The organism is Sphingomonas sp. KC8 (genome assembly GCF_002151445.1).
Lineage (GTDB): Bacteria > Pseudomonadota > Alphaproteobacteria > Sphingomonadales > Sphingomonadaceae > Sphingomonas_E.
On the sequence record NZ_CP016306.1, the window covers coordinates 2008333 to 2029006 of the forward strand.

General features: G+C 64.7%; 17 protein-coding genes. 5 read left to right on the forward strand and 12 right to left on the reverse strand.

What is annotated here, in order from left to right; translation table 11 throughout:
* Positions 1-15: 15 nt before the first annotated feature.
* Positions 16-768 (reverse strand): SDR family NAD(P)-dependent oxidoreductase, encoded by a 753-nt coding sequence (locus tag KC8_RS09515; protein ID WP_010125471.1) that lies wholly within the window; start codon positions 766-768, stop codon positions 16-18.
* Positions 769-952: 184 nt separating this feature from the next.
* Between KC8_RS09515 and KC8_RS09520 the strand changes: the two genes are divergently transcribed.
* On the forward strand, positions 953-1366 hold the full coding sequence (locus tag KC8_RS09520; protein WP_029624536.1) for a hypothetical protein: 414 nt from the start codon (positions 953-955) through the stop codon (positions 1364-1366).
* A gap of 15 nt (positions 1367-1381) precedes the next feature.
* Here the strand turns inward: KC8_RS09520 and KC8_RS09525 are convergent, their stop codons facing one another.
* Positions 1382-3616, reverse strand: a complete 2235-nt coding sequence (locus tag KC8_RS09525; protein WP_010125469.1) for a putative bifunctional diguanylate cyclase/phosphodiesterase — start codon at positions 3614-3616, stop codon at positions 1382-1384.
* 240 nt (positions 3617-3856) lie between these two features.
* Between KC8_RS09525 and gyrA the strand changes: the two genes are divergently transcribed.
* Both gyrA and KC8_RS09535 read left to right on the forward strand, forming a co-directional pair.
* Complete coding sequence (gyrA, locus tag KC8_RS09530; RefSeq protein ID WP_010125468.1) at positions 3857-6580, forward strand: DNA gyrase subunit A; 2724 nt, start codon at positions 3857-3859, stop codon at positions 6578-6580.
* Positions 6581-6672: 92 nt separating this feature from the next.
* Positions 6673-7062 (forward strand): VOC family protein, encoded by a 390-nt coding sequence (locus KC8_RS09535; protein ID WP_010125467.1) that lies wholly within the window; start codon positions 6673-6675, stop codon positions 7060-7062.
* Between the two features lie 7 nt (positions 7063-7069).
* On the opposite strand, the gene KC8_RS09540 is transcribed toward KC8_RS09535, so the two are convergent.
* The 6 genes from KC8_RS09540 to KC8_RS09565 form a co-directional block, all read right to left on the reverse strand.
* Positions 7070-8491, reverse strand: coding sequence for an efflux transporter outer membrane subunit (locus KC8_RS09540; protein ID WP_010125466.1), 1422 nt, complete (start codon positions 8489-8491; stop codon positions 7070-7072).
* Positions 8488-9363 (reverse strand): efflux RND transporter periplasmic adaptor subunit, encoded by an 876-nt coding sequence (locus KC8_RS09545; protein ID WP_010125464.1) that lies wholly within the window; start codon positions 9361-9363, stop codon positions 8488-8490. The genes KC8_RS09540 and KC8_RS09545 overlap by 4 nt, the downstream gene beginning before the upstream one ends.
* Positions 9360-9575, reverse strand: coding sequence for a DUF1656 domain-containing protein (locus KC8_RS09550; RefSeq protein ID WP_010125463.1), 216 nt, complete (start codon positions 9573-9575; stop codon positions 9360-9362). The genes KC8_RS09545 and KC8_RS09550 overlap by 4 nt, the downstream gene beginning before the upstream one ends.
* Positions 9572-11620: an FUSC family protein gene (locus KC8_RS09555; RefSeq protein WP_010125462.1), complete on the reverse strand. Its 2049-nt coding sequence runs from the start codon at positions 11618-11620 to the stop codon at positions 9572-9574. Before KC8_RS09555 ends, KC8_RS09550 begins: the two co-directional genes overlap by 4 nt.
* Complete coding sequence (locus tag KC8_RS09560) at positions 11617-12036, reverse strand: MarR family winged helix-turn-helix transcriptional regulator (protein WP_083831230.1); 420 nt, start codon at positions 12034-12036, stop codon at positions 11617-11619. The genes KC8_RS09555 and KC8_RS09560 overlap by 4 nt, the downstream gene beginning before the upstream one ends.
* Positions 12037-12309: 273 nt before the next feature.
* Entirely contained in the window at positions 12310-12804 is a 495-nt protein-coding gene (locus KC8_RS09565; RefSeq protein ID WP_010125460.1) for a MucR family transcriptional regulator, read from the reverse strand.
* A 219-nt stretch (positions 12805-13023) separates the two neighbouring features.
* Here KC8_RS09565 and KC8_RS09570 point away from each other — a divergent pair, with 219 nt between their 5' ends.
* On the forward strand, positions 13024-14484 hold the full coding sequence (locus tag KC8_RS09570) for a CYTH and CHAD domain-containing protein (RefSeq protein WP_010125459.1): 1461 nt from the start codon (positions 13024-13026) through the stop codon (positions 14482-14484).
* A gap of 70 nt (positions 14485-14554) precedes the next feature.
* Here the strand turns inward: KC8_RS09570 and KC8_RS09575 are convergent, their stop codons facing one another.
* A complete protein-coding gene (locus tag KC8_RS09575; RefSeq protein ID WP_010125458.1) occupies positions 14555-15205 on the reverse strand; it encodes a TetR/AcrR family transcriptional regulator in 651 nt (216 codons plus the stop codon).
* A gap of 100 nt (positions 15206-15305) precedes the next feature.
* Here KC8_RS09575 and KC8_RS09580 point away from each other — a divergent pair, with 100 nt between their 5' ends.
* Positions 15306-17609 carry a sulfatase-like hydrolase/transferase gene (locus tag KC8_RS09580; RefSeq protein ID WP_010125457.1) on the forward strand — a complete coding sequence of 768 codons (2304 nt, stop codon included), beginning with the start codon at positions 15306-15308 and terminating at the stop codon, positions 17607-17609.
* A gap of 60 nt (positions 17610-17669) precedes the next feature.
* Here the strand turns inward: KC8_RS09580 and KC8_RS09585 are convergent, their stop codons facing one another.
* The 3 genes from KC8_RS09585 to KC8_RS09595 form a co-directional block, all read right to left on the reverse strand.
* Positions 17670-18152 carry a MucR family transcriptional regulator gene (locus tag KC8_RS09585; RefSeq protein WP_029624534.1) on the reverse strand — a complete coding sequence of 161 codons (483 nt, stop codon included), beginning with the start codon at positions 18150-18152 and terminating at the stop codon, positions 17670-17672.
* 160 nt (positions 18153-18312) lie between these two features.
* Positions 18313-19581, reverse strand: a complete 1269-nt coding sequence (locus tag KC8_RS09590; protein ID WP_050805406.1) for a TetR/AcrR family transcriptional regulator — start codon at positions 19579-19581, stop codon at positions 18313-18315.
* Between the two features lie 27 nt (positions 19582-19608).
* Positions 19609-20553, reverse strand: coding sequence for a formylglycine-generating enzyme family protein (locus KC8_RS09595; RefSeq protein WP_037496120.1), 945 nt, complete (start codon positions 20551-20553; stop codon positions 19609-19611).
* Positions 20554-20674 lie beyond the last annotated feature (121 nt).

Consider the following 20674-nt stretch of genomic DNA (forward strand, 5'->3'; position numbering starts at 1 on the left):
ATCGCGCGCGGCGGATCAGCCCTCGCGCGCGACCTGGAAACCGGCGAAGGATTGCGACACCGGCATCAATTCGATGCTGTTGATATTGAGGTGGGCCGGCTGCGTCGCCACCCAGTAAAGCGTTTCGGCGATGTCGGCCGCCGTCATCGGGCTGGCCCCGGCATAAAGCGCATCGGACACCGCCTGATCGCCGCTGGTGCGGACCAGCGTAAATTCGGTTTCGACCATGCCCGGTTCGATCGAGGTAACGCGCACCCCGGTGCCGTGCAGATCGGATCGCAGGCCGAGCGAAAATTGCCGGACGAACGCCTTGGTGCCGCCATAGGCATTGCCGCCCCGATAGGGATAGGTGCCGGCGACCGAACCGAGATTGAGGATCACCCCGCGCCGCGCGATCAACCGGGGCAGAAGCCGGTAGGTGATCGTGGCCAGCCCGGTGACATTGGTGTCGATCATCTGCCGCCACTGGCCCAGATCGGCTTCCTGCGCCGGCGCGGTGCCAAGCGCGAGGCCGGCATTGTTGATCAGCACGTCGATATCGCCGAATCCATCGGGCAGCCCCGCCAGCGCCGCATCGATCGCGGCTTCGTCGCGAATATCGAAGGTGAGCGCACAGGCCCGGTCCGCCCCCAGTTCCGCCACCAGCGCATCCAGCCGCTCGCGCCGCCGCCCGGTTGCGATCACCTTCCAGCCGGCCGCGGCAAAGCGCCGGGCGGCCGCCGCGCCAATGCCCGCCGTCGCCCCCGTGATCAGGACGGTTCCACCCATGTCTTTTCCTTTGTCATCGAAAATCGCCGCCGGATCGCGCCCTTATAGAGCCTGCTGCCGAAAGCGCGACCGGCCAGAACGGATATTGCCCCCCATGGAATCGTTTCGTTCAGGTGCCGGCCACGTGATCGATGCCATGACGGATCCGGATCACAGTACGTTCGCCGAAGAAAGGATTCTTGCGATGCGCACTTCCCTGACGCTGATGCTCGCCAGCGCCCTGATGATGACGTCCGGCCTGGCCAGCGCCGCCACCGATCGCAGCCCGGACGCGCAGATCGCCCGCGCCACCGCCGGCCGGATCGCCGGCACCCCGGTCGACTGCATCTTCCTGCGCGACATCCGTTCGTCGAAGATCATCAGCCGCACGGCCATCATCTATGAGGCGAATAACGGCACCGTCTATGTGAACCGGCCGCCGGCCGGCGCCTCCCAGTTGCGCGATGGCGACGTGCTCGTCACCGACACCCATTCGTCGCGGCTGTGCAGCATCGATACCGTCCGGCTGTACAGCACATCCGCCCGGATGCAGACCGGCGCGGTCGGGCTGGGACCGTTCATCCCCTATACCAAACCCGCCAGGAACCCCGGCCACTGAACCTTGGCAAGGGCGTCACGACCAGAGCGCGACGCCCTTGCCGATATGGCCGCGTGACGGCACGTCGAGGATCGCTTCGTTCATGATGTGCTGCAGCTTTTCCACCGCATCGGGCAATGGCAGCGGGCGCGAAATGTAGAATCCCTGGACGTGGCTGCAACCCCAGGCGCGCAGTGCGGCGACGTCGCCCGGATCCTCGACCCCTTCGGCCACCACTTCGATACCGAGTTGGCGGCCGATATCGATCACGCCCTTCACCAGCGTGGAATTGCGTTCGAGCAGGATGCGCCCGCCGCGCAGGAAGCTCTGGTCGAGTTTGAGCCGATCGATGATGAAATCGCCCAGATAGGATAGCGACGAATAGCCGGTGCCGAAATCGTCGAGCGCCAGCTTGTAGCCGCGCTGCTTCATCCCTTCGAGCACCGCCCGCACTTCATCGGTGGAATTGAGCAGGATGCCTTCGGTGATTTCGAACATGATCGACGTCGGATCGATCGCAAACTCCTCCTGCGCCCTGTCGATCGCATCGAGCAGGCCGGGATGCTGGATCTGAAGCGGCGACAGGTTGATCGCGGTGCTGACCCCCGGCCATTGCAGCGAATCTTCGAAGCCGCGGCGGATGATCCAGTCGCCCAGATGGGGCATCAGGCCGAGCCGTTCGACGATCGGAATGAAGATGTCCGGCGTCAGGCCCTTGTCCGACTTGCAGCGAAGCAACGCCTCCATGCTCGACGGCTGGTCGTTGGCCAGCGACACGATCGGCTGATAATGCAGTTCGAAATCGAGATCATACACGGCCGCCGCGATCCGGTGATCGAGTTGCTTGGCCGCCGCGACCTTTTCGCCAAGCCCCGGTTCGTACACGACATACTGGCCCTTGCCGCCCGCTTTGGCTTCATACAGCGCGATATCGGCGTTGCGCATCAGTTCGACCGCGCTGGTGCCATGTTCGGGCGACTGGGCGATGCCGGCCGAAAGACTGATCGGCAGCGCCGCATTATCCGTCTTGAACATGCGCCCGATCAGGGCCGCGATCTTCATGCCCAGCGCATCGGCATCACGTTCGGGGTTTTCATCGATGATCGCAAATTCGTCGCCGCCGATGCGGGCGACCAGATAATGGCCGTCATCAAATGCCGCCGAAAGCTGCCCGGCGAACCAGCGGATCAGATCATCGCCGACGCCATGGCCCAGGCTGTCGTTGACGGCCTTGAAGTCGTCGACGTCGATAAAGGCGATCTGGAACCCCTTTTCGCCGACGATCGCATTGATCCGCTTGGAAAAGCGTCGTCGGTTGGGCAGGTTCGACAATTCGTCATTGTTGGCCAGATATTCCGATCGAAGCCCGTTCAGCCGCGCACGGCGACGCAACGCCCGGATGCGGATCGACCATATGCTGAGCAGCGCGCTCAACAACGCCGCAACCGCAAGGATGACGGGGAGCACGCCATAAAGCAGGGCGTCGCCCGGCCGGCTTGGCGTCCAGACAAGGCGTTCGATCGGCTTGCCATCGTCGGCCCGCAGGATGAAGCTGTCCCGACCCGCCGGCACCGTGGCCGACAGCGGGATCGCCGTGATACCGCCCAGCGAGAGAACGCTGTTGAACGATTCCAGACGGCGCTGCCCGATGGGCACGAACGCGGTGAGGACATAGCCGCCCTCGCCTTCCCCCGTCAGCACCGACGCAACGACCGTGGCTTCGTTCTGGATGTTGAGGACATGCGTATCCGCGCGATGATCGGGGTCCGTCCCGACTTTTTCGACGCCATAAGCCAGGGGCGAAAGATTCCGTTCCTTGAGGCCGTGCGGTTCGCCCGTTCGCGCCGTGCGGATCGTATCGGCAGCCTGATAGGCCAGCATTTCGGCATCGGACGGCCGCATCGGACGGCCATATTCATAGGCGTAAACCGGCCCCTGGCGGCTGGTGACGAGAACCGCGCGATGGCCGAAGGCTTCGGCCTGAACCGCGCCAAATTCGCGGTCGAGCCACTCTTTGGTTTCCGGCATGTCGATCCGGTCGAGATGCTCGATCAGTTCCCGGCTCTGCGCGGACGAGCGCAGGTTGCGGACCGCCGTGATTGCCGCATGCGAAAAGGCGTTCTGGATAAGGCTGGCCTGCTGATCGCGGGCAAAGCGGTTCATCGTATTGCCCGCATGCCAGGCGATGAGCGCGCCAAGGGCACTCGCGACAATGACGATCGACGCGCATGACACCCAGCGCCGGCTCAGTGATTGCAATCGATTCAGCATGCGAATGCTCCAACGCACGTACCGGCGCGCGGCGCGTACTCCCCGTTCGTGTGTGCGCTCCTCCATTTTAGGATGATCCACAGGCCGACCAAAGCCCGGTGCATTTTCTTGGCGGATCCGCCGCCCCAAGGCGGGCGCTGGGGGCCGGAAGGGGTGGCGCCCGCCTGCAAGCTCGGCTAGGGTAAGAACCAGCGTCCAACCGGGCGTCGAGACCCTTCCCTAGCGTATACGGATACCATCTTGGCCAGCGTCCCGCCGTCCATCGAAAACAGCGACATTTCCCCAGTCTCGATCGTCGACGAGATGAAGTCGAGCTACCTCGACTATGCCATGTCGGTGATCGTCAGCCGCGCGCTGCCCGACGTTCGCGACGGGCTGAAGCCGGTGCACCGGCGTATCCTGTATGCCAGCCAGGAAGGCGGCTTCGTCCCCGGCCGGCCCTATCGCAAGTCCGCCAAGATCGTCGGCGACGTGATGGGTAATTACCACCCGCACGGCGACAGCCCGATCTACATGGCGCTGGCGCGCATGGCGCAGGACTGGTCGATGCGGGTGCCGCTGATCGACGGCCAGGGCAATTTCGGATCGATGGACCCCGATCTGCCGGCATCGATGCGCTATACCGAAGCGCGCCTTGCCAAGCCGGCAATGGCGCTGCTGGCCGATATCGACAAGGACACGGTTGATTTCGGCCCGAACTATGACGGGTCGTTGCAGGAACCCCTGGTCCTGCCGGCACGCTTCCCCAATCTGCTGGTCAATGGATCGGGCGGCATCGCCGTGGGCATGGCCACCAACATCCCGCCGCACAATCTGGGCGAGGTGATCGCGGCCTGCAAGGCGTTCATCGCCAATGGCGGGATCACATCCGAAGAACTGCACGAAATCATCCCCGGCCCCGATTTCCCGACCGGTGCGCTGATTCTGGGCAAGGGCGGCGCGCGCAACGCCTACACCACGGGCAAGGGTTCGATCATCGTCCGTTCGCGCCATGTGATCGAGGAAGGGCGCGGCGACAAGCGGTCGATCGTGCTCACCGAAATCCCTTACCAGACGGGCAAGAACGCGCTGGTCGAAGGGATTGCCGACGCCGCCAAGGAAAAGCGGATCGAAGGCATTTCGGACATCCGCGACGAATCCAACCGGTTCGGCGTGCGGATCGTGATCGACCTCAAGCGCGACGCGACACCCGATGTGGTGTTGAACCAGCTGTGGCGGCACACCAGCGCGCAATCGAGCTTCCCGGCCAATATGCTGGCGATCCGCGGCGGCCGGCCCGAAGTGCTGTCGTTGCGCGACATCATCGAAGCGTTCGTCCAGTTCCGCGAAGAAGTGATCACCCGCCGTTCGAAATATGAATTGTTCAAGGCGCGCGAACGGGCGCACATCTTGCTCGGCCTCGTCATCGCCGTCACCAACCTTGATGAAGTGGTGCGGATCATCCGCGCCTCGTCCAGCCCCGCCGACGCGCGCGCATCCCTGCTCGCCCGCGAATGGCCGGTGGCCGAGATCGCGTCCTACATCAAGCTGGTCGAAGCGGTCGAACATGAGGTCGATGGCGACACCTACAAGCTTTCGGATGCGCAGGTCCGCGCGATCCTCGATCTGCGCCTGCACCGCCTGACAGCGCTTGGCCGCGACGATATCGGCGAAGAACTCGCCAAGCTCGCCGCCTCGATCGCCGAACTGCTCCACATCCTCGGCAACCGTGCCCGGTTGTACGAAGTGCTCGAAGAAGAACTGGACGCGATCGCCGCCGAATTCGCGACGCCGCGCAAATCGACGATCGCGCCGGCTGGCGACGATATCGATGACGAAGACCTGATCGAACGCGAAGAGATGGTCGTCACCGTCACCCATGGCGGCTACATCAAGCGCACCCCGCTCGAAGCATTCCGCGCCCAGAAGCGCGGCGGCAAGGGTCGTTCGGGCATGGCGACCAAGGATGAGGACGCCATCACCGAATTGTTCGTCACGTCGACGCACACCCCGGTGCTGTTCTTCTCCACCCACGGCAAGGTCTATCGCAAGAAGGTGTGGCGCCTGCCCGAAGGCGCGCCGCAGGCGCGTGGCCGGCCGATGGTGAACCTGCTGCCGCTGGCCGCGGGCGAAACGATTTCGACCGTGCTGCCCCTGCCGGAGGATGAAGCCGAGTGGGCCAAGCTCCACGTCGTGTTCGCGACGGCCGAGGGCAATGTCCGCCGCAACAGCATGGATTCGTTCGCCAACGTGCCGACCAACGGCAAGTTCGCAATGCGTTTCGAGGAAGACGACACCGACCATCTGATCGGCGTGGCCCTGCTGTCCGAAAGCGACGACATCCTGCTCGCCACGCGCAACGGCAAGGCGATCCGTTTTGCCGCCACCGACGTGCGCGAGTTCCAAAGCCGCACGTCGACCGGGGTGCGCGGCATCCTGCTGAAGGATGGCGACAAGGTGATCTCGCTGTCGATCCTGCGCGGCTTCGACGCAACCACCGAGGAACGCGACGCATATCTGCGCGCCGCACCGTGGAAGGAAGGCGACCGCGAAGTCACGCTTGCACCCGAACGCATGGCCGAATTTGCGGAAGCCGAAGAGTTCATCCTCACCGTCACAGTCAACGGCTATGGCAAGCGGACGTCGGCCTATGAATATCGCCGCACCGGGCGCGGTGGCCAGGGCATCACCAATATCGAAACATCGGCGCGCAACGGCACCGTCGTATCGAGCTTCGCCGCGCATAACGGCGAACAGCTGATGCTCGTCACCGATCAGGCCAAGCTGATCCGCACCACCGTGGCCGATATCCGCATCGCCGGGCGCAACACGCAGGGCGTCACCATCTTCCGCGTCGCCGACGACGAACATGTCGTATCGGCCGCACGCATCGCCGAAAGCGATGAGGAAGAGATCGACACGGATAGCGTGGACGGTGAAGCCCCCGCGACCGAAACGCCGGGTGAGACCGAAACAGACGCCTGACCTTTACCATGATCAGGGTTCGATGCGGGCAACCTACCGAACCCTGATCATGGTGGCCGGGCATCCATGGCAGACGGCTGAAGCGAGAGGGTATGGCGATGTTTGGATATGCGCTCGTCGGATCCAACGATCTGGACAAGGCCAAGGCGTTTTACGATGCCCTGCTGGGATCGGCCGGCATGCCAACGATGTTCGAACATTCCAGCGGCGGCCGGGTTTACGGCAATGGCATGGGCCAGCCCTTCTTCGCGGTTGTAGCGCCGTTCGACGGCAAGCCCGCAACGGTGGGCAACGGATCGATGCTCAGCCTGTCGCTGGATTCCCCGTCCGCCGTTGATGCGTTCCACGCGCTCGCTTTGTCACTTGGCGGTGCGGACGAAGGCCAGCCCGGGCTGAGGGGCGCGGCGGAATATGGGTTCTATGCCGCCTATTTCCGCGATCTCGACGGCAACAAATTCTGCGCTTTCCACACAGGCGGATAAGCACCGCTTATTCGCCCGGCGCCACCGCATCCTGCCAGCCGCCGCCCAGCGCCAGGAAGATCACGATTTCGTCCTGCGCCAGTTGAACCTGTGCCGCCGCCCGCGCGGATTCCGCCGCCGCCAGCCCGCGCTGGGCATCCAGCAAGTTGAGGAAATCGGACCGGCCGAAGCGGAACAAGCGATCCGCCTGTCCCGCCGATAGCGCCGACGCATCCCGCACCCGATCAAGCGCGGTGGCCCGGTCCCGTGTCCGGGCATAATTGCTGAGCGCGGTTTCGGTTTGCCGCAGCGCTTCGAGGACGACCGCATCGAACGTGGCGACGTCCGCCTCCACCTGCGCGCCCGCCTGCGCGATCCGTGCCTTCACCACCGGACGATTGGGGAACGACCAGTTGATCAGCGGGCCAAGGCTGAAGCCAAAGGACGATCCGGTCGCGATATCCCTGGCCGCACCGCCCAGCCCAACCGATCCGCCAAGGCGGACCTGCGGATAAAGATCCGCCATCGCCACCCCGATCCGCGCGGTATCGGCGGCCAGCGCGCGTTCGGCCGCGCGAATATCCGGCCGGCGACGGATCAGCGCCGCGCCGTCGCCCATCGGCAAGGGACGGCGCATCGCCGGCAGCCGCGCACAATCGGCCACATCGCGCGGATAATCGGCCGGCGGCTTGCCCAGCAACGTCGCCAGCCGGAACAAGGCCGCCTGCCGCTGGCCGGCGAATCCGGGCAAGTTCGCCTCGCTTTGATCGACCACAGCCTGCGCACGGCTGACATCGAAGGCGGTGCCCCGCCCGCCACGCTGCAACCGCCGGGTGGCATCCAGCGTCCTGCGCTGGATCGCGACGACCTGACGGTTGACCGCAAGGCTGTAATTGGCCGCGCACACATCGACATAAGCGCGCGCCGTGGCGGCGGCGACGGTGACGCGCACATCATCACGGGCGGCCCGCACCGCTTCGGCATCACCCGCCGCCGCCTCGATCGCGCGGCGGATCTTGCCGGCGATATCCACCGGATAGGATGCCGACAGGCCGACATCATAGCCAAGGATACCCGGCAGGCTGATCCCCGTGCCGGATGCCCGCGTCAGATCCACCCCGCCGCTGGCGGTGGTCGAAAGCGTACGGCCAGCCGCCACTTCCTGCACGATCGCGGTAGCGCGGCGCAGATTGGCGTCGGCCGCGCGCAGATCCTTATTCGCCGCCAGCGCCTGTTCGACCAGCGCATCGAGCGCGGGATCGTCATACAGCCGCCACCAGCGATCGGGCAGCGCTTGCGCGGCAAAGGCGCGATCGGCGGCGGCGGCAAAATTAGCATTGGCCGCCGGCGCCAGCGCCACCGCCTGTGCTGGCCGCTGATAATACGGGCCAGCGGTGGTGCAGCCGGCCAGCGCCAGCGCGAGCAGCCCGGCCGATGCCGATCGCATCATCGGCCATCCCCGGGATCGACCGAAACCGTGGCCGTCCGCCCGACGATGAGACGGACGTCCCTGGGCACATCGACCAGTTTCACCCGCACCGGAATGCGCTGCGCCAGCCGCACCCACGAAAAGGTCGGTTCGACATCGGGCAAGAGGTTGGAGGAGTTCGACCGGCCACTGTCGTTGATGCCCGCCGCGATGCTTTCCACGCGGCCCTTCAGCGCCTTGTCCTCGCCCATCAGGTGCACGGTGACGGGCGCGCCGACATGGATGCGTGGCAGCTTGGTTTCTTCGAAATAACCTTCCACCCGCAGGCTATCGGTATCAACCAGCGCCATCGCCTGCTGGCCGGCGGCAATGAAGTCGCCAGGATGCAGATCAAGGTTGGTGACGATGCCGTTGACCGGTGCGCGCACTTCGGTGCGCACCAGGTTGAGCCTTGCGGCCGCCACGCCCGTCAGCGCCACGGCAAGCGCGGCACGCGCGGTTTCGACACGCGCGACATTCTGTTCGTGCGTTTCGGCCGCCACCAGATCGCCCAGGCCGATATCGCGCGATGCTTCACGCCGCGCCTGCGCCAGCGTCGCCTTCGCGCTGGCGATCTGCGCCTGCGCCTGATCGAGCGCGAGCGAATAACGCGGCCGATCGATCACGAACAGCAGATCGCCCGGCTTCACCACCTGATTGTCATGCACCGCGACCTGCGTGATCAGCCCCGGAATATCGGGCGTCACCCGCACCACATCGGCCCGCACCCGGCCGTCACGCGTCCATGGGCTGCGTTCATAATGATTCCACATCCATATCGCGACAAGCACCGCGAGGATGACGATGATGATCGTCGCTGCGCTGCGCGTGATGGCGGCAAGCATCTTGTTCATAGCTGGATACCGAAAAGCATGAAGGCCCAGGCAAGGCCACCAAGGATCAGGACGAAAAGCGCCAGATCGACCAGCGCGCGATAGGCAACGAAACGATAGAGACCGAATAGCCCGACATAGCGGACGACGAAACCGGTCAGCAGCAGCGCGCCAAGGGCCAGCAGCAGCAAGGTGGGCACGAATACGCCACCGATGGCGGTTTCACCGATCATGCCGCAACCTTCCCGTACGCCGGCGCATCGGGAAACAGATTGCGCCGAAGACTGACAAGCGCAAGCGCCCCCGCCCGACGGGTTTCCGCCGAAGGGTTGGTGATAATCGCTGCCAGCGCCCCATCGATCCGATCGAGCAAGCCCGCCTCGGGCGGCAGCGGGTTCGCCGGATCGAGGCCCCCATAATAAGCGCCCACATCGCGCAGCACGGGGGTGATCGGCGCGCGTTCGGCCGGCGGCAAATCCATCCGCAACTGGCGCAATTCGCCGATCGCGACGCCCGTGCGCAAATCGCGCAGCGCCGCGAAAAGCGGCTGTCCCGCGTCCTCCCCGCGCCCGCTAACGCGCGGCACCAGCAAAGCGACCCGATCGAGCATCCGGTTGATCCAGCCGCGCAGATCGGGGGTGGCCGCCGAATTGCTGCGCCCCGCAATATCCGCCCACCCGGCCTTCACGATCCGGCGCACCGCCCCTTCCGCCCCGGCCGACTGCAGCAAGCGGCTCATCACGATGGCGAACCAAATCCCGACGATCTGGGCAATCCCGCCATTCACATAAGGCGCGAACTGGCTGTCATAATGGGCCGCGATCAGGCTGGGGCTGGCAAAACCCATCATCGTCGCCAGCGCAACCGGACCATAGCGAGGGGACGCCATCAGCGAACCCGCGATCAGCAGCACCGGCGCAAAGGCGATGGCCAGCATCGGGAAACCATCGAGCCGGGGCAGTATGGCAAAGGCGTAGATCGCCCCCGCCAGCACCGCGATGACCGTGCCGACCATGAAAATCTTGAGCGGAACCGTCGCATCATCGACCGAGGCGAACAAGGCCAGGAAGATACCGGCGATCATCACCGCGCCACCACCATCCTGCCAGCCGCTACCGATCCACAAGGCACAGCCGACAATCACGGTAAGCGCCGCACCGAATGCCGCGCGCAACGCCCCGGCATAATCGCGGTGCAGTTCACGGTTGCGGCGCTGTTCGAGCAGTTCGGCGACACGCGCCGTGACGGGCTGGCGCGAATGCGTCTGCATCTGATCACGCAGATCGCGGCAATCGCGGTGCGCCGCGATCAGGCTCGACAACCGCGACAGCAGGCTGAGCCGCAACGCATCGTCCCACGCCAGATCGGGCGTGACCACGGGTTCCAGCCGGGCGCAGCGGGCGCGCAAGCGTTCGGCCGCCGCATCGCGCGCAGCCAGATCGGTGCCGGGATCAGCCAGCCATTCGCGGGTGTCTTCGATCAGGGCGGCAATCGCGCCATGCAACGGCCGGCCGTCGCGCACCAGCATCTTCATCCGATCGTCCACCGCCGCCGCCAGCGGCAGCAACAGCGACAATTGATCCTGCAACGCCCGCACCGTGCGCACGCGCGGCGCGATCCGGCTGGTTTCGAACGGCAGGTGCACCGAAAGCTGGTGCAATTCCGAAATATCGAGCGCAAGGCGGCGCCGTTCACGATCGAGATCGGGAACATCTTCTTCCGCCAGCGAATCCCGCGACCAGATTTCCGCGTCGCGCAACATGCCGTCCACCCGGCGCAGCACCAATCCGGCAACCGACCCGGGAAAGACGACGCCATGGATCAGGCTGGCACACAGGATGCCGATGCCGATTTCCTGCGTGCGCAGGATCGCGGTCTGGAAAATATCGCCCGGCGCGTCGACGCTGGGCAGGCCGATGATGCACGCGCTGTAGCCGGCAAGGACGAACAGATAGGAACGCGGCGTGCGATCGAGCACCGATACGAACACGCACAACCCCAGCCACAGCCCGAAAGCCAGCACCAGCAATTCGGGCGCGTTGACGAGGTTGGGCACCATCAGCACGGCCGCCGCCCCGCCGACAACCGTGCCGACCAGCCGGAAAATCGCCTTGGACAGCACCGCCCCTGCCAACGGTTGCGACACGATGATCGCGGTTGAAACGGCCCAATAAGGCCGGGGCAGGCCAATGCGCAGCGCGATGTAGAGCGCCAGCATCGCCGCCGCATAACATTTCAGCGCGAACAACGCCGCCGGAAAACCGTAACGCGCACTCATGGCACGCCGCCGCGGCGCGCGGCCAGCCCCTCACCCAGCGCTTCGCAGACACGCAGCGCGGCGGAAATGTCGGCATCGGAGACACCCGCCAGCAACGCCTGTCGAATGTCGGCCAGTTGTGCCTCGATCGGGCCGACCATCGTGCGCCCTGCTTCGGTCAGCCGGATCCGGTTGACCCGTTTATCTTCTATATCGGGATGGCGCGCGATCAGCCCGGACGCTTCAAGCTGATGCAGGGTGCGCACCAGGGTCGCATCGGAAATCTCGACCGCGCGGGCAAGATCCGCCTGTCGAACATCATCCCCCATTCGATCCAGATAGATAAGGCACCAGCCGGTGGAACTGGACAGGCCCAACCGCGCCAGCGCCTGATCACCCACCAATCGCCATTGCCGCGCCACCGGCGTGAGTCGCATCGCCAACCGGCGTTCAAGGGCACGTCTTACCACTATATTTAGTTAGCACGCTAATGAACCCGATCAACAAATTTGCGACCAAAGGGGCCGGACACACAGGCCGATCCGCGCCGCGCACGGGCGATGGCCGCCACACAGATGGCGCTATCGGGGCGTAGATCGCGATAGATTGCCGGGGCGCGATTGGCGGCGCCAGCGAGACACGCGCATGCGTCCGGCGGATCACGGCAGACCGCAGGTGGATTGCGCAATCCACCTGCCGCCTGCGCTCCGTCAGGCTTTGGGCTTGCGCGTCCGGGTGGCCGGCGCCGCAGCCGGCTTGGCCGCCCCATTGCGTCGGGGCGCTGGGCGTTCTCCCTTTTTCCGGCCCAGCCCAAGTTGTTTGGCTACCGCACGACGACGTTCGCTATAGGCGGGCGCGACCATCGGATAGCCTGCCGGCAGGCCGAACGCCTCGCGATAGCTTTCTGGCGTATATCCGTGGCGCGTAATATGGCGCTTCAAACTTTTATACGGCTTTCCATCAATCATGCTGATGATCTGTTCGGGATCGGAGATGGATTTACGGACACTGACGGCGGCAACCGGTTTTTCAATACTCGGTTCTTCTGACGGACTACCGACACCCGAAGCGGCTGCAGCCAATGCCTGATGCACAGACTGGATCAGCATTGGAACATCAGACATCGCAACCATATTGTTCGACAGGTGCGCTGACACGATGTCGGCTGCAAGCTCAATAAGTGCAATATCCCGCTCGTCCGCCATGCCGCGCTCCCGATACCAATATGACTTCACATCGATCCATGATCGACTCCTGCCTTGTCATTATCGATTTATTCTTGAAATTTCTATGCTTTTCGCGATCGAAAAGGATAAGATCCGATAATGCGACGTAAATCGCCATGACGAAGTGCACTTGACGCCGCATTCCGCTTTCGCCGAAACCACATCCCTGCCTCCACAGATTAATGGGGATCCCGGTTCGTGGCGCATCAGGACGAAATCGAACTGAAGCTGGATGTTACACCGGCGTCCGCCGCCATGATGGAAGCTTCGCCGTTGCTTACCGGAATCGCGGCGCATGACCACACGCACCACGCCGTCTATTTCGACACACCGGATCAGGCGTTGCGTGCAGCGGGGCTGTCCTTACGCATACGTCGCACGGACGGGCGGAGAATCCAGACATTGAAGGTGGCGGGCGCCGCCGCCGTCGGCTTGTTTGCCCGCCGGGAATGGGAACGCGAGGCGATCGGCGACTGGCCGACAATCGACGAAAGCATGCCGCTGCACACGCTGATCGGCGGCTTCGATCCGGCAAGGCTGGCGCCCGTTTTCGAAGTTCGCGTGGAACGCCGCCTGCGCAATCTGCAATTCGGCGATGCCGCCATCGAACTGGCGATTGATCATGGCACCGTCGTCGCCGCCGGCCGTTCCGAGGATTTCTGCGAAGTCGAACTGGAACTGAAGGAGGGCGCACCCGCCGCGCTCTTCGGTTTCGCCAGGGCATTGGCCGGCATTGCGCCAGCCCGTTGCGGCATATTGAGCAAGGCCGAGCGAGGCTATCGCCTGGTGGCCCGGCTCAACGAAAGCGCCGTCCGGGCGCAAGCCGTACCACTGACCCCGGACATGACATCCGCCGAAGGTTTCGAGGCAATCGCGGCAGCCTGCCTGCGCCAGTTCCGGCTGAACGAAATATTGGTCAGGACCAGGCGCGATCCCGCCGCGCTGCATCAGGCGCGCGTAGCACTGCGGCGGCTGCGATCGGCCATCTCGATGTTTCGCGCCATGCTGAACGACGACCGCCGCGACACGATGGCAGAACGCCTGCGATCCGTTGGCGACGGAATGGCGCTGGCGCGCGCGATCGACGTGCTGATCGACACCACGGCGGACGAAGCGCTGCGCCACCAACTGGCGCGCCACCGCATGGCGGCCTATGATGCCGCGATCGCCATTTTGAACGGACCGGCGTGCGCCAGCCTGATGCTCGATCTGGCGGAATGGATCGCGATCGGCCCATGGCGGACCGCCCCGGTGGACGCGGATCTGTGCGATGTCCGGTTGCCCGATGCGGCCGCAGCCGCGCTCGATCGGTTTCGCCGCCGGATAAAGCAGGCCGGACCGCTGAACGAACGGGACGATGAAGAACGGCACCGGGTGCGGATCGCGGCGAAGAGACTGCGCTACGCAACCGAATATTTCGGGCCATTGTTCAAGAGCCGCAAAGCCGCCAAACGGCACGCCGCCATCAGTGACGCGCTGGAAATCCTGCAGGAACGGCTGGGCCGGCTGAACGACATCGCCACCATACCCGAACTGTTCCGCCAGATCGGAATGGACGGCGCCCAGCCCCCAATCGATCCCGCCGAACGGGAAACGCTGATCATCGAGGCCGCCGCCGCATGCGCTGCGGTGCTGGATGCCAAACGGTTCTGGCGATGATGGGGCGGATAGCACCCGCCATCAATCCGCGACGGCGGGGGACGATATCGCCACCCGGCACAGGCGGCCATTACGCCGGTTCGGGCACCGCCAGCGCTGCCGCCATCATCGCGATGACATCCGCAAGCGGGGTGGGCGCATAGGCCTCGGCCATGGCCGCATCCGCCGGAAGCAAGGCGCGCAAGGGCAGGTGCATCAACAGCATCAGCCGCCGCCCAAGCACTGCCGGCGCAACCGTGGGGATCGCGCCACACAGCGCCTTGAACAACATTAGCGAAACACTGCCCTGCCCCGCTGCGCGCAACGGATGGACGATGTTCGGCCATGGCTGGAACTGGGTGGCAAACTGAAGAAGAAAGCGCGCAAACGCGCAATCGCCATCGGCATCCACCTGTTCGGCCAGCGGCCCGACGAACACCGCCAGGATCGATACCGCACTGGCAGGGTCCATCGTCGCCATAAGCGCCTGGCGCCGGGCTTCGACCGCGGAAATGCGCGCATCGAGGATCGCCTGGATCAGCCCGTCGCGGCTGCCGAAATGATATTGCACGGCATATTTGTTCGCCTGCCCCGCATGGCGGGCAATGTCTTCCAGCGAAATGCCGTCGATTCCGTGCAGCCCGATCAGCCGTTCGCCGGCCGCCATCAGCCGCGCCCGCGTGGCGGACCGCGCAGCCGTTCGCCCGGCTGGCCGATCGCCTGAACGCGTCGTTCCCGTCATTCCCGTCTCCCGCCGACCATCGCTGCCGGCCCTGCTCGCACGCCTTGGCTTGACAAGCAATTTAAGTGTATTCACTTATAAGACCAACAGGGAGAGAGATATGGCGTATCGAAGCGCATCGAAAAGCGTGGCGCTGGCCGCCATGGTGGCCGGAATGACGGCAGCACTGCCGGCGGTGGCAGCCAATATGGCACCGGCAGCGCAGCCCGCCGCCCCTTCACCCGCATCACCGTGGCCACAGCCCCCTGTTGCGCCGGCCGGTGCGCCGAACATCATCCTCATCCTGCTCGACGATGTCGGCTTTGGCGCGCCCAGCGCCTTTGGCGGGCCGTCCGCAACGGCTGTGTTCGACAGGCTGGCCAGCGAAGGGCTGCGCTTCAACCAGTTCCACACCACCGCCGTCTGTTCGCCGACGCGCGCCGCCTTGCTGACCGGGCGGAACCAGCATCGCGTGAATTTCGCGATCGCATCGGGCAGCGAAGTCGCCCAGACGGGCTATAATGGCGTCTGGCCGAAATCGACCGCGTCGGTGGCCGATGTCTTGCGCAGAACCGGATACAGCACCGCTGCCTTCGGCAAATGGCACAATACGCCCAATTGGGAATCCAGCCCCGTGGGACCGTTCGATCGCTGGCCGACTGGGCTGGGTTTCGAATATTTCTATGGATTCATGGCGGGCGAGGCCGATCAGTGGGCGCCGATCCTGTACCGCAACACCAGCATCACCCCGACCCCCGACAAGCCGAACTACCATTTCACGGCCGACATTGCCGACGACGCGGTAAGCTGGCTGCACACACATCAGGCGCTGGCCCCCGACAAGCCCTATTTCCTCTATTTCGCCCCCGGCGCCACCCATGCGCCGCATCAGGTGCCGCGCGAGTGGATCGATAAATATCGCGGCAAGTTCGATCAGGGGTGGGACAGGCTGCGCGAGGAAATCTTCGCCCGCCAGAAGAAACTGGGCGTGGTGCCCAAGGACGCCAGGCTCACCCCGCGACCGGCCGAACTGCCGTCATGGGACAGCCGGTCCGCCGACGAAAAGCGGCTCTATGCGCGGCAGATGGAAGTTTATGCCGCGTTCCTCGCGCATACCGACCATGAAATCGGCCGGATGATCGATGCGGCACGCAAAGGCCCCGGCGGCGCCAACACCGTGGTGATGTACATCATGGGCGACAATGGCGGATCGGCCGAAGGCGGGATGAACGGATCCGATCATAATCTGGCGGATATCTTCTACGGCGTCGGCGCCGATGACGTGCAGACCCAGTTGAAGCGGATCGATGCGCTGGGCGGAGACACGCTCGACAATCATTTCGCGATCCCGTGGGCCTGGGCGATCAACACGCCGTTCCAGTGGACCAAGCAGATCGCGTCGCATCTGGGCGGCACGCGCAACCCGATGGTGATTGCGTGGCCGGGCAAGATCGGTGAACCGGGGGCGCTGCGCCCGCAATTCGCGCATGTCATCGATGTCGTGCCAACGATCTACGATATCGTCGGCATCACCGCGCCCGACAGCGTGGATGGCGTGCCGCAAAAAAGCATGGACGGCATCAGCTTTGCCACCACGTTGAAGGGCAAGGCGACGCCACCGGCCCACCGCACCCAATATTTCGAAATGTTCGGCAACCGCGCCATCTATCGCGATGGCTGGATGGCCAGCGCCCGCCACAGCCTGCCATGGCAACTGGCGAACCGTTCGCTATCGGTGGATCAGGACAAATGGGAATTGTACGATCTGTCGCGCGATTTTTCGCAGGCGATCGATCTTGCCGCCAAATATCCCGAACGGCTCGCCGAGTTGAAGGCACTGTTCCAAAGCGAAGCCGAACGCAACGATGTGCTGCCGATGGTAACCAATATCGCCTTCGACACGTCCAAACCTTCGCTGGAAGCCGGGCGCGGCGAATTTCTGTTCCAGCGCGATGGCGCACCGATCCCGTCGCTGACGGGCGCGCCGTTGCTGTTCGGGCCACACACGATCACCGCCAGCATCACCGTGCCCGCCAATGGTGCAGACGGCACGATCCTGTCCAACGGCGCGCGTGAGGGCGGTTCCGCCCTGCTGATCCAGGACGGCCATCTGGTGTACCAGAACAATGTTGGCGGGAAGCATTGGGACGTGATCCGATCGTCCCGGCCCGTGGCGCCGGGCGCGCACAGCATCGCGTTCGAACTTACGGGGCGCGGCGCGAATGCGATTGGCCGGCTGACGATCGATGGGGTGGTGGCGGGCGAAGGCGCGATCCCCAGGATCGCCCTGCCATCCTATCTGGGCGCCCTGTGCGTCGGGCGGACCTGCGGGTCGCCGGTTGGCCGGTCTTATGCCGCGCCATTCGCCTTTCCGGGCGAGGTTGGCGACGTTCGCATCACGCGCGCGACGCCGCCGCGCCCGTGACGTGAACGCGTTTGCCCGCGCCGGCGCAGGATTGCAGCCGGCGCGGGCAACCGCGAACAATCAGCCCTTGGGCTGGGCGGCCTTGCGCGGACGACGCGCAGCCGGAGCCGCCTTCGCCGGCGCAGGGGCTGCTTTCTTACGGCCGAGGCCGAGTTGCTTGGCAACCGCGCGACGATGTTCGCTATAGGCCGGCGCAACCAGTGAATAGGTGGCCGGCAGGCCAAATGTTTCGCGGTAGCTTTCCGGCGTATAGCCGTGGCGGGTGATGTGCCGCTTCAGGCTCTTATACGGTTTGCCGTCGATCATGCTGAGAATATGATCGGGACTGGAGGTCGATTTGCGAATACCGACCGCGCCGACCGGCTTTTCCGCTGCCTGCGCTTCTTCGGCAGCCTGGCCGCCGCTGGCAGCCTTTGCCAGAGCTGCGTGAACCGCCTGGATGAGCTGCGGCACATCGCCATTGCCCACCACATTGTTCGATACATGCGCCGAAACGATATCGGCCGTCAGTTCAATCAAGATGCTGTTAGTAGAGTCCGTCATTCCATGCCCCCGGGTGCTGGTGACTGTCTTTTTATGAACGATCTTGCGATCGGCCCGCCCCTCTACAACGTTGTTCGTTGCATTACTATTGACTGCTACATCTCTTTTATGCCCGCAAACGGGACAGAATATGGCATCGGCAAACGGTTAACCCGTCCCGTTACACCGCAGTATCGATTGGGTTTTCCACTCCGAGACCCCGGTGGATAATCCGCGCGGCCTGTCGCGATGCCATCGCGCGCTCATCTTCGCTGACCGAACGCACCGTCGCGAAATAGCGCACGCCGAACGTCGCCAACGTGTGGAAAGCGCGCACCACGGCGGGTGACGGAGAAGGCGCCCCCTCTTGCACCAGCAACGCCGCGAAGGGACGACCGACCCGCGCCACCTGCGCTGCGTAAAACGCCCGCGCCAGATCAGGGAACGCCTTGGCTTCCTGCACAAGCAAATGGTGCAAACCGATCGACGCGGGTTCCAGGTGGCGTTCCAGCGCGATCCGCGCCAACATCGCCAGCCGGGATTCGATATCCGGCCCCGCAGGCGCTGCCACCTCATCCGCGATGATCGCGGCGATTTCGCGGCCGATCACATACCGGAACAGGCCATCCTTGTTGCCGAACTGGCGATAGATGGTCGATCGCCCGACACCGGCGGCCGCGATGATCCGATCGATACTGGCGCCTTCAAAACCACTGGCAACAAATTCGGCGACCGCCGCCGCGCACAGGCCAGCAAAACGTTCGGCCGAAAGCCGCATCTGCGCGCTACCGGGGGCAAGCGCGGGAACCAATGCAGCGGGCGCGACATCGTCGCCCTGATCCAGATCGGCCGCGGCGCGAAATCCGTGCAGGAAAATCGCGACGGCCAAGCGCGCCTGCGCGGCGCCCACGGCGGCGGCCGGCAGCGGCTCCCCCAGAAAATAGCGGCTGCCCTCCACCGCCATACCCCCGATCCGCGTTGCCAGATCGAGCGCGGTGCCTTCGAACGGCGCGAGACGTCCCTCAGCCAGCAGCCGATCCAGATAATCGGCTAGCGCCCGGCTGGTGCCGCGTCGGTAATCATGCAGCGCGTTGGCCAGCACCGTGAATCGACGCGTGACAACCATGCTGGCGCGAAACAGGCCATGATTGCGCGGTTCGGCAAAGGCCGCCGCGACACCCAGCGCAAACCGATCGAGCGCCGCCTGAACGTCGCCGCCTGCCACCAGCCCTTCGGCCGGCATGTCGCGCAATTCCGCCCGGACCACCCGATCGAACAATTCCTCCTTCGAACGGAAATGTTCATAGATCGTTTGCTTGCTGACCCGCGCGCCGGCGGCGATGCGATCGATGCTGGTGCGTTCGAACCCGTCGCGCAGGAAATGGACCGCGGCTTCGGCCATGATCCGCTGCCGCCGATCCCGATCAGGGGCGATGATGATCGCCGTCATATCCGCGCCAGCCGCCTGCACCTGCCGCTATCGCACCACGCAACGAAAGCCGACATGCGACGTGGACGTATCGATCGGCTGGGCATAGCGCGCGGCCGGGCGATAACGCTGGCAGTAATTGGGCGCGCACAGATGCGATCCGCCCTTCAGCACGCGCCGGCCGACCACCAGATCGGGCATGCACGGATCGCGGCTCTCGGTTTCCACCGCACCGCGTGGGTTGCGCGGTACGCAGCAGGCCGAAGCGGCGGGGTCCTTGGCGGCGTGGCGATCGGCATACCAGTCCGCCGTCCATTCCCAGACATTGCCGATCATATCGAACAGGCCATAGCCATTGGCGGGATAATTGCGCACCGGCGACGTGCGTTCCCACCCGTCGCCACCCAGATTCTGCCACGGGAACGCCCCCTGCCAGACATTGGCATGGTGGACGCCGCCCGGCTCCAGTTCATCGCCCCAGGCATAATCGGCATCGGCGATCCCGCCGCGGGCGGCGAACTCCCACTCGGCTTCGGTCGGCAGCGATTTTCCCGCCCAGTCGGCATAAGCCTGCGCATCGGCATAAGCGATATGGACGACGGGGTGATCGTCCAGCCCGTCGATCGTGCTGCCCGGGCCATATGGCCGCCGCCAGTCCGCATCGAAGGTGAAAGACCACCAGGCGAACGGATCGCGCAATTCTATCGGCCCCGGCGGGGGCGTGAAAACCAGCGATCCCGCGCGGATCATTTCCGGCAGGATGCCGGGATAATCATCGGGATTGGGTGGCGTTTCGGCGAAGGTGACGTGGCCGGTGGCGGCCACGAAAGCCGCGAACTGGGCGTTGGTGACAGGCGTCGCGTCGATCGCGAAATCATCGACGATCACATCGTGGGCGGGGGCTTCTTCGGGATAATGCCTGTCCGAACCCATGCGGAACCGGCCGCCCTTGATTGCGATCATGCCGTCCACCGTCTTTCCTTCCTGCTTCATCACCCGCTCCATGCGTCACCCGGCGATGCGCGGCAAGGCTCGCCGGCCACGCATCCGGCATTCCATGTCCAACGGGCCCTGCCCCGGATATCGGCGCCGGCACGGCGCGCGACAGGCTGCC

What these genes read in the sequence shown, in the direction of transcription:
- KC8_RS09515 (WP_010125471.1), bottom strand. Translation starts at nt 768, where the DNA reads ATGGGTGGAACCGTCCTGATCACGGGGGCGACGGCGGGCATTGGCGCG.
- KC8_RS09520 (WP_029624536.1), top strand. Translation starts at nt 953, where the DNA reads ATGCGCACTTCCCTGACGCTGATGCTCGCCAGCGCCCTGATGATGACG.
- KC8_RS09525 (WP_010125469.1), bottom strand. Translation starts at nt 3,616, where the DNA reads ATGCTGAATCGATTGCAATCACTGAGCCGGCGCTGGGTGTCATGCGCG.
- KC8_RS09535 (WP_010125467.1), top strand. Translation starts at nt 6,673, where the DNA reads ATGGCGATGTTTGGATATGCGCTCGTCGGATCCAACGATCTGGACAAG.
- KC8_RS09540 (WP_010125466.1), bottom strand. Translation starts at nt 8,491, where the DNA reads ATGATGCGATCGGCATCGGCCGGGCTGCTCGCGCTGGCGCTGGCCGGC.
- KC8_RS09545 (WP_010125464.1), bottom strand. Translation starts at nt 9,363, where the DNA reads ATGAACAAGATGCTTGCCGCCATCACGCGCAGCGCAGCGACGATCATC.
- KC8_RS09550 (WP_010125463.1), bottom strand. Translation starts at nt 9,575, where the DNA reads ATGATCGGTGAAACCGCCATCGGTGGCGTATTCGTGCCCACCTTGCTG.
- KC8_RS09555 (WP_010125462.1), bottom strand. Translation starts at nt 11,620, where the DNA reads ATGAGTGCGCGTTACGGTTTTCCGGCGGCGTTGTTCGCGCTGAAATGT.
- KC8_RS09560 (WP_083831230.1), bottom strand. Translation starts at nt 12,036, where the DNA reads ATGCGACTCACGCCGGTGGCGCGGCAATGGCGATTGGTGGGTGATCAG.
- KC8_RS09565 (WP_010125460.1), bottom strand. Translation starts at nt 12,804, where the DNA reads ATGGCGGACGAGCGGGATATTGCACTTATTGAGCTTGCAGCCGACATC.
- KC8_RS09575 (WP_010125458.1), bottom strand. Translation starts at nt 15,205, where the DNA reads ATGACGGGAACGACGCGTTCAGGCGATCGGCCAGCCGGGCGAACGGCT.
- KC8_RS09580 (WP_010125457.1), top strand. Translation starts at nt 15,306, where the DNA reads ATGGCGTATCGAAGCGCATCGAAAAGCGTGGCGCTGGCCGCCATGGTG.
- KC8_RS09585 (WP_029624534.1), bottom strand. Translation starts at nt 18,152, where the DNA reads ATGACGGACTCTACTAACAGCATCTTGATTGAACTGACGGCCGATATC.
- KC8_RS09590 (WP_050805406.1), bottom strand. Translation starts at nt 19,581, where the DNA reads ATGACGGCGATCATCATCGCCCCTGATCGGGATCGGCGGCAGCGGATC.
- KC8_RS09595 (WP_037496120.1), bottom strand. Translation starts at nt 20,553, where the DNA reads ATGAAGCAGGAAGGAAAGACGGTGGACGGCATGATCGCAATCAAGGGC.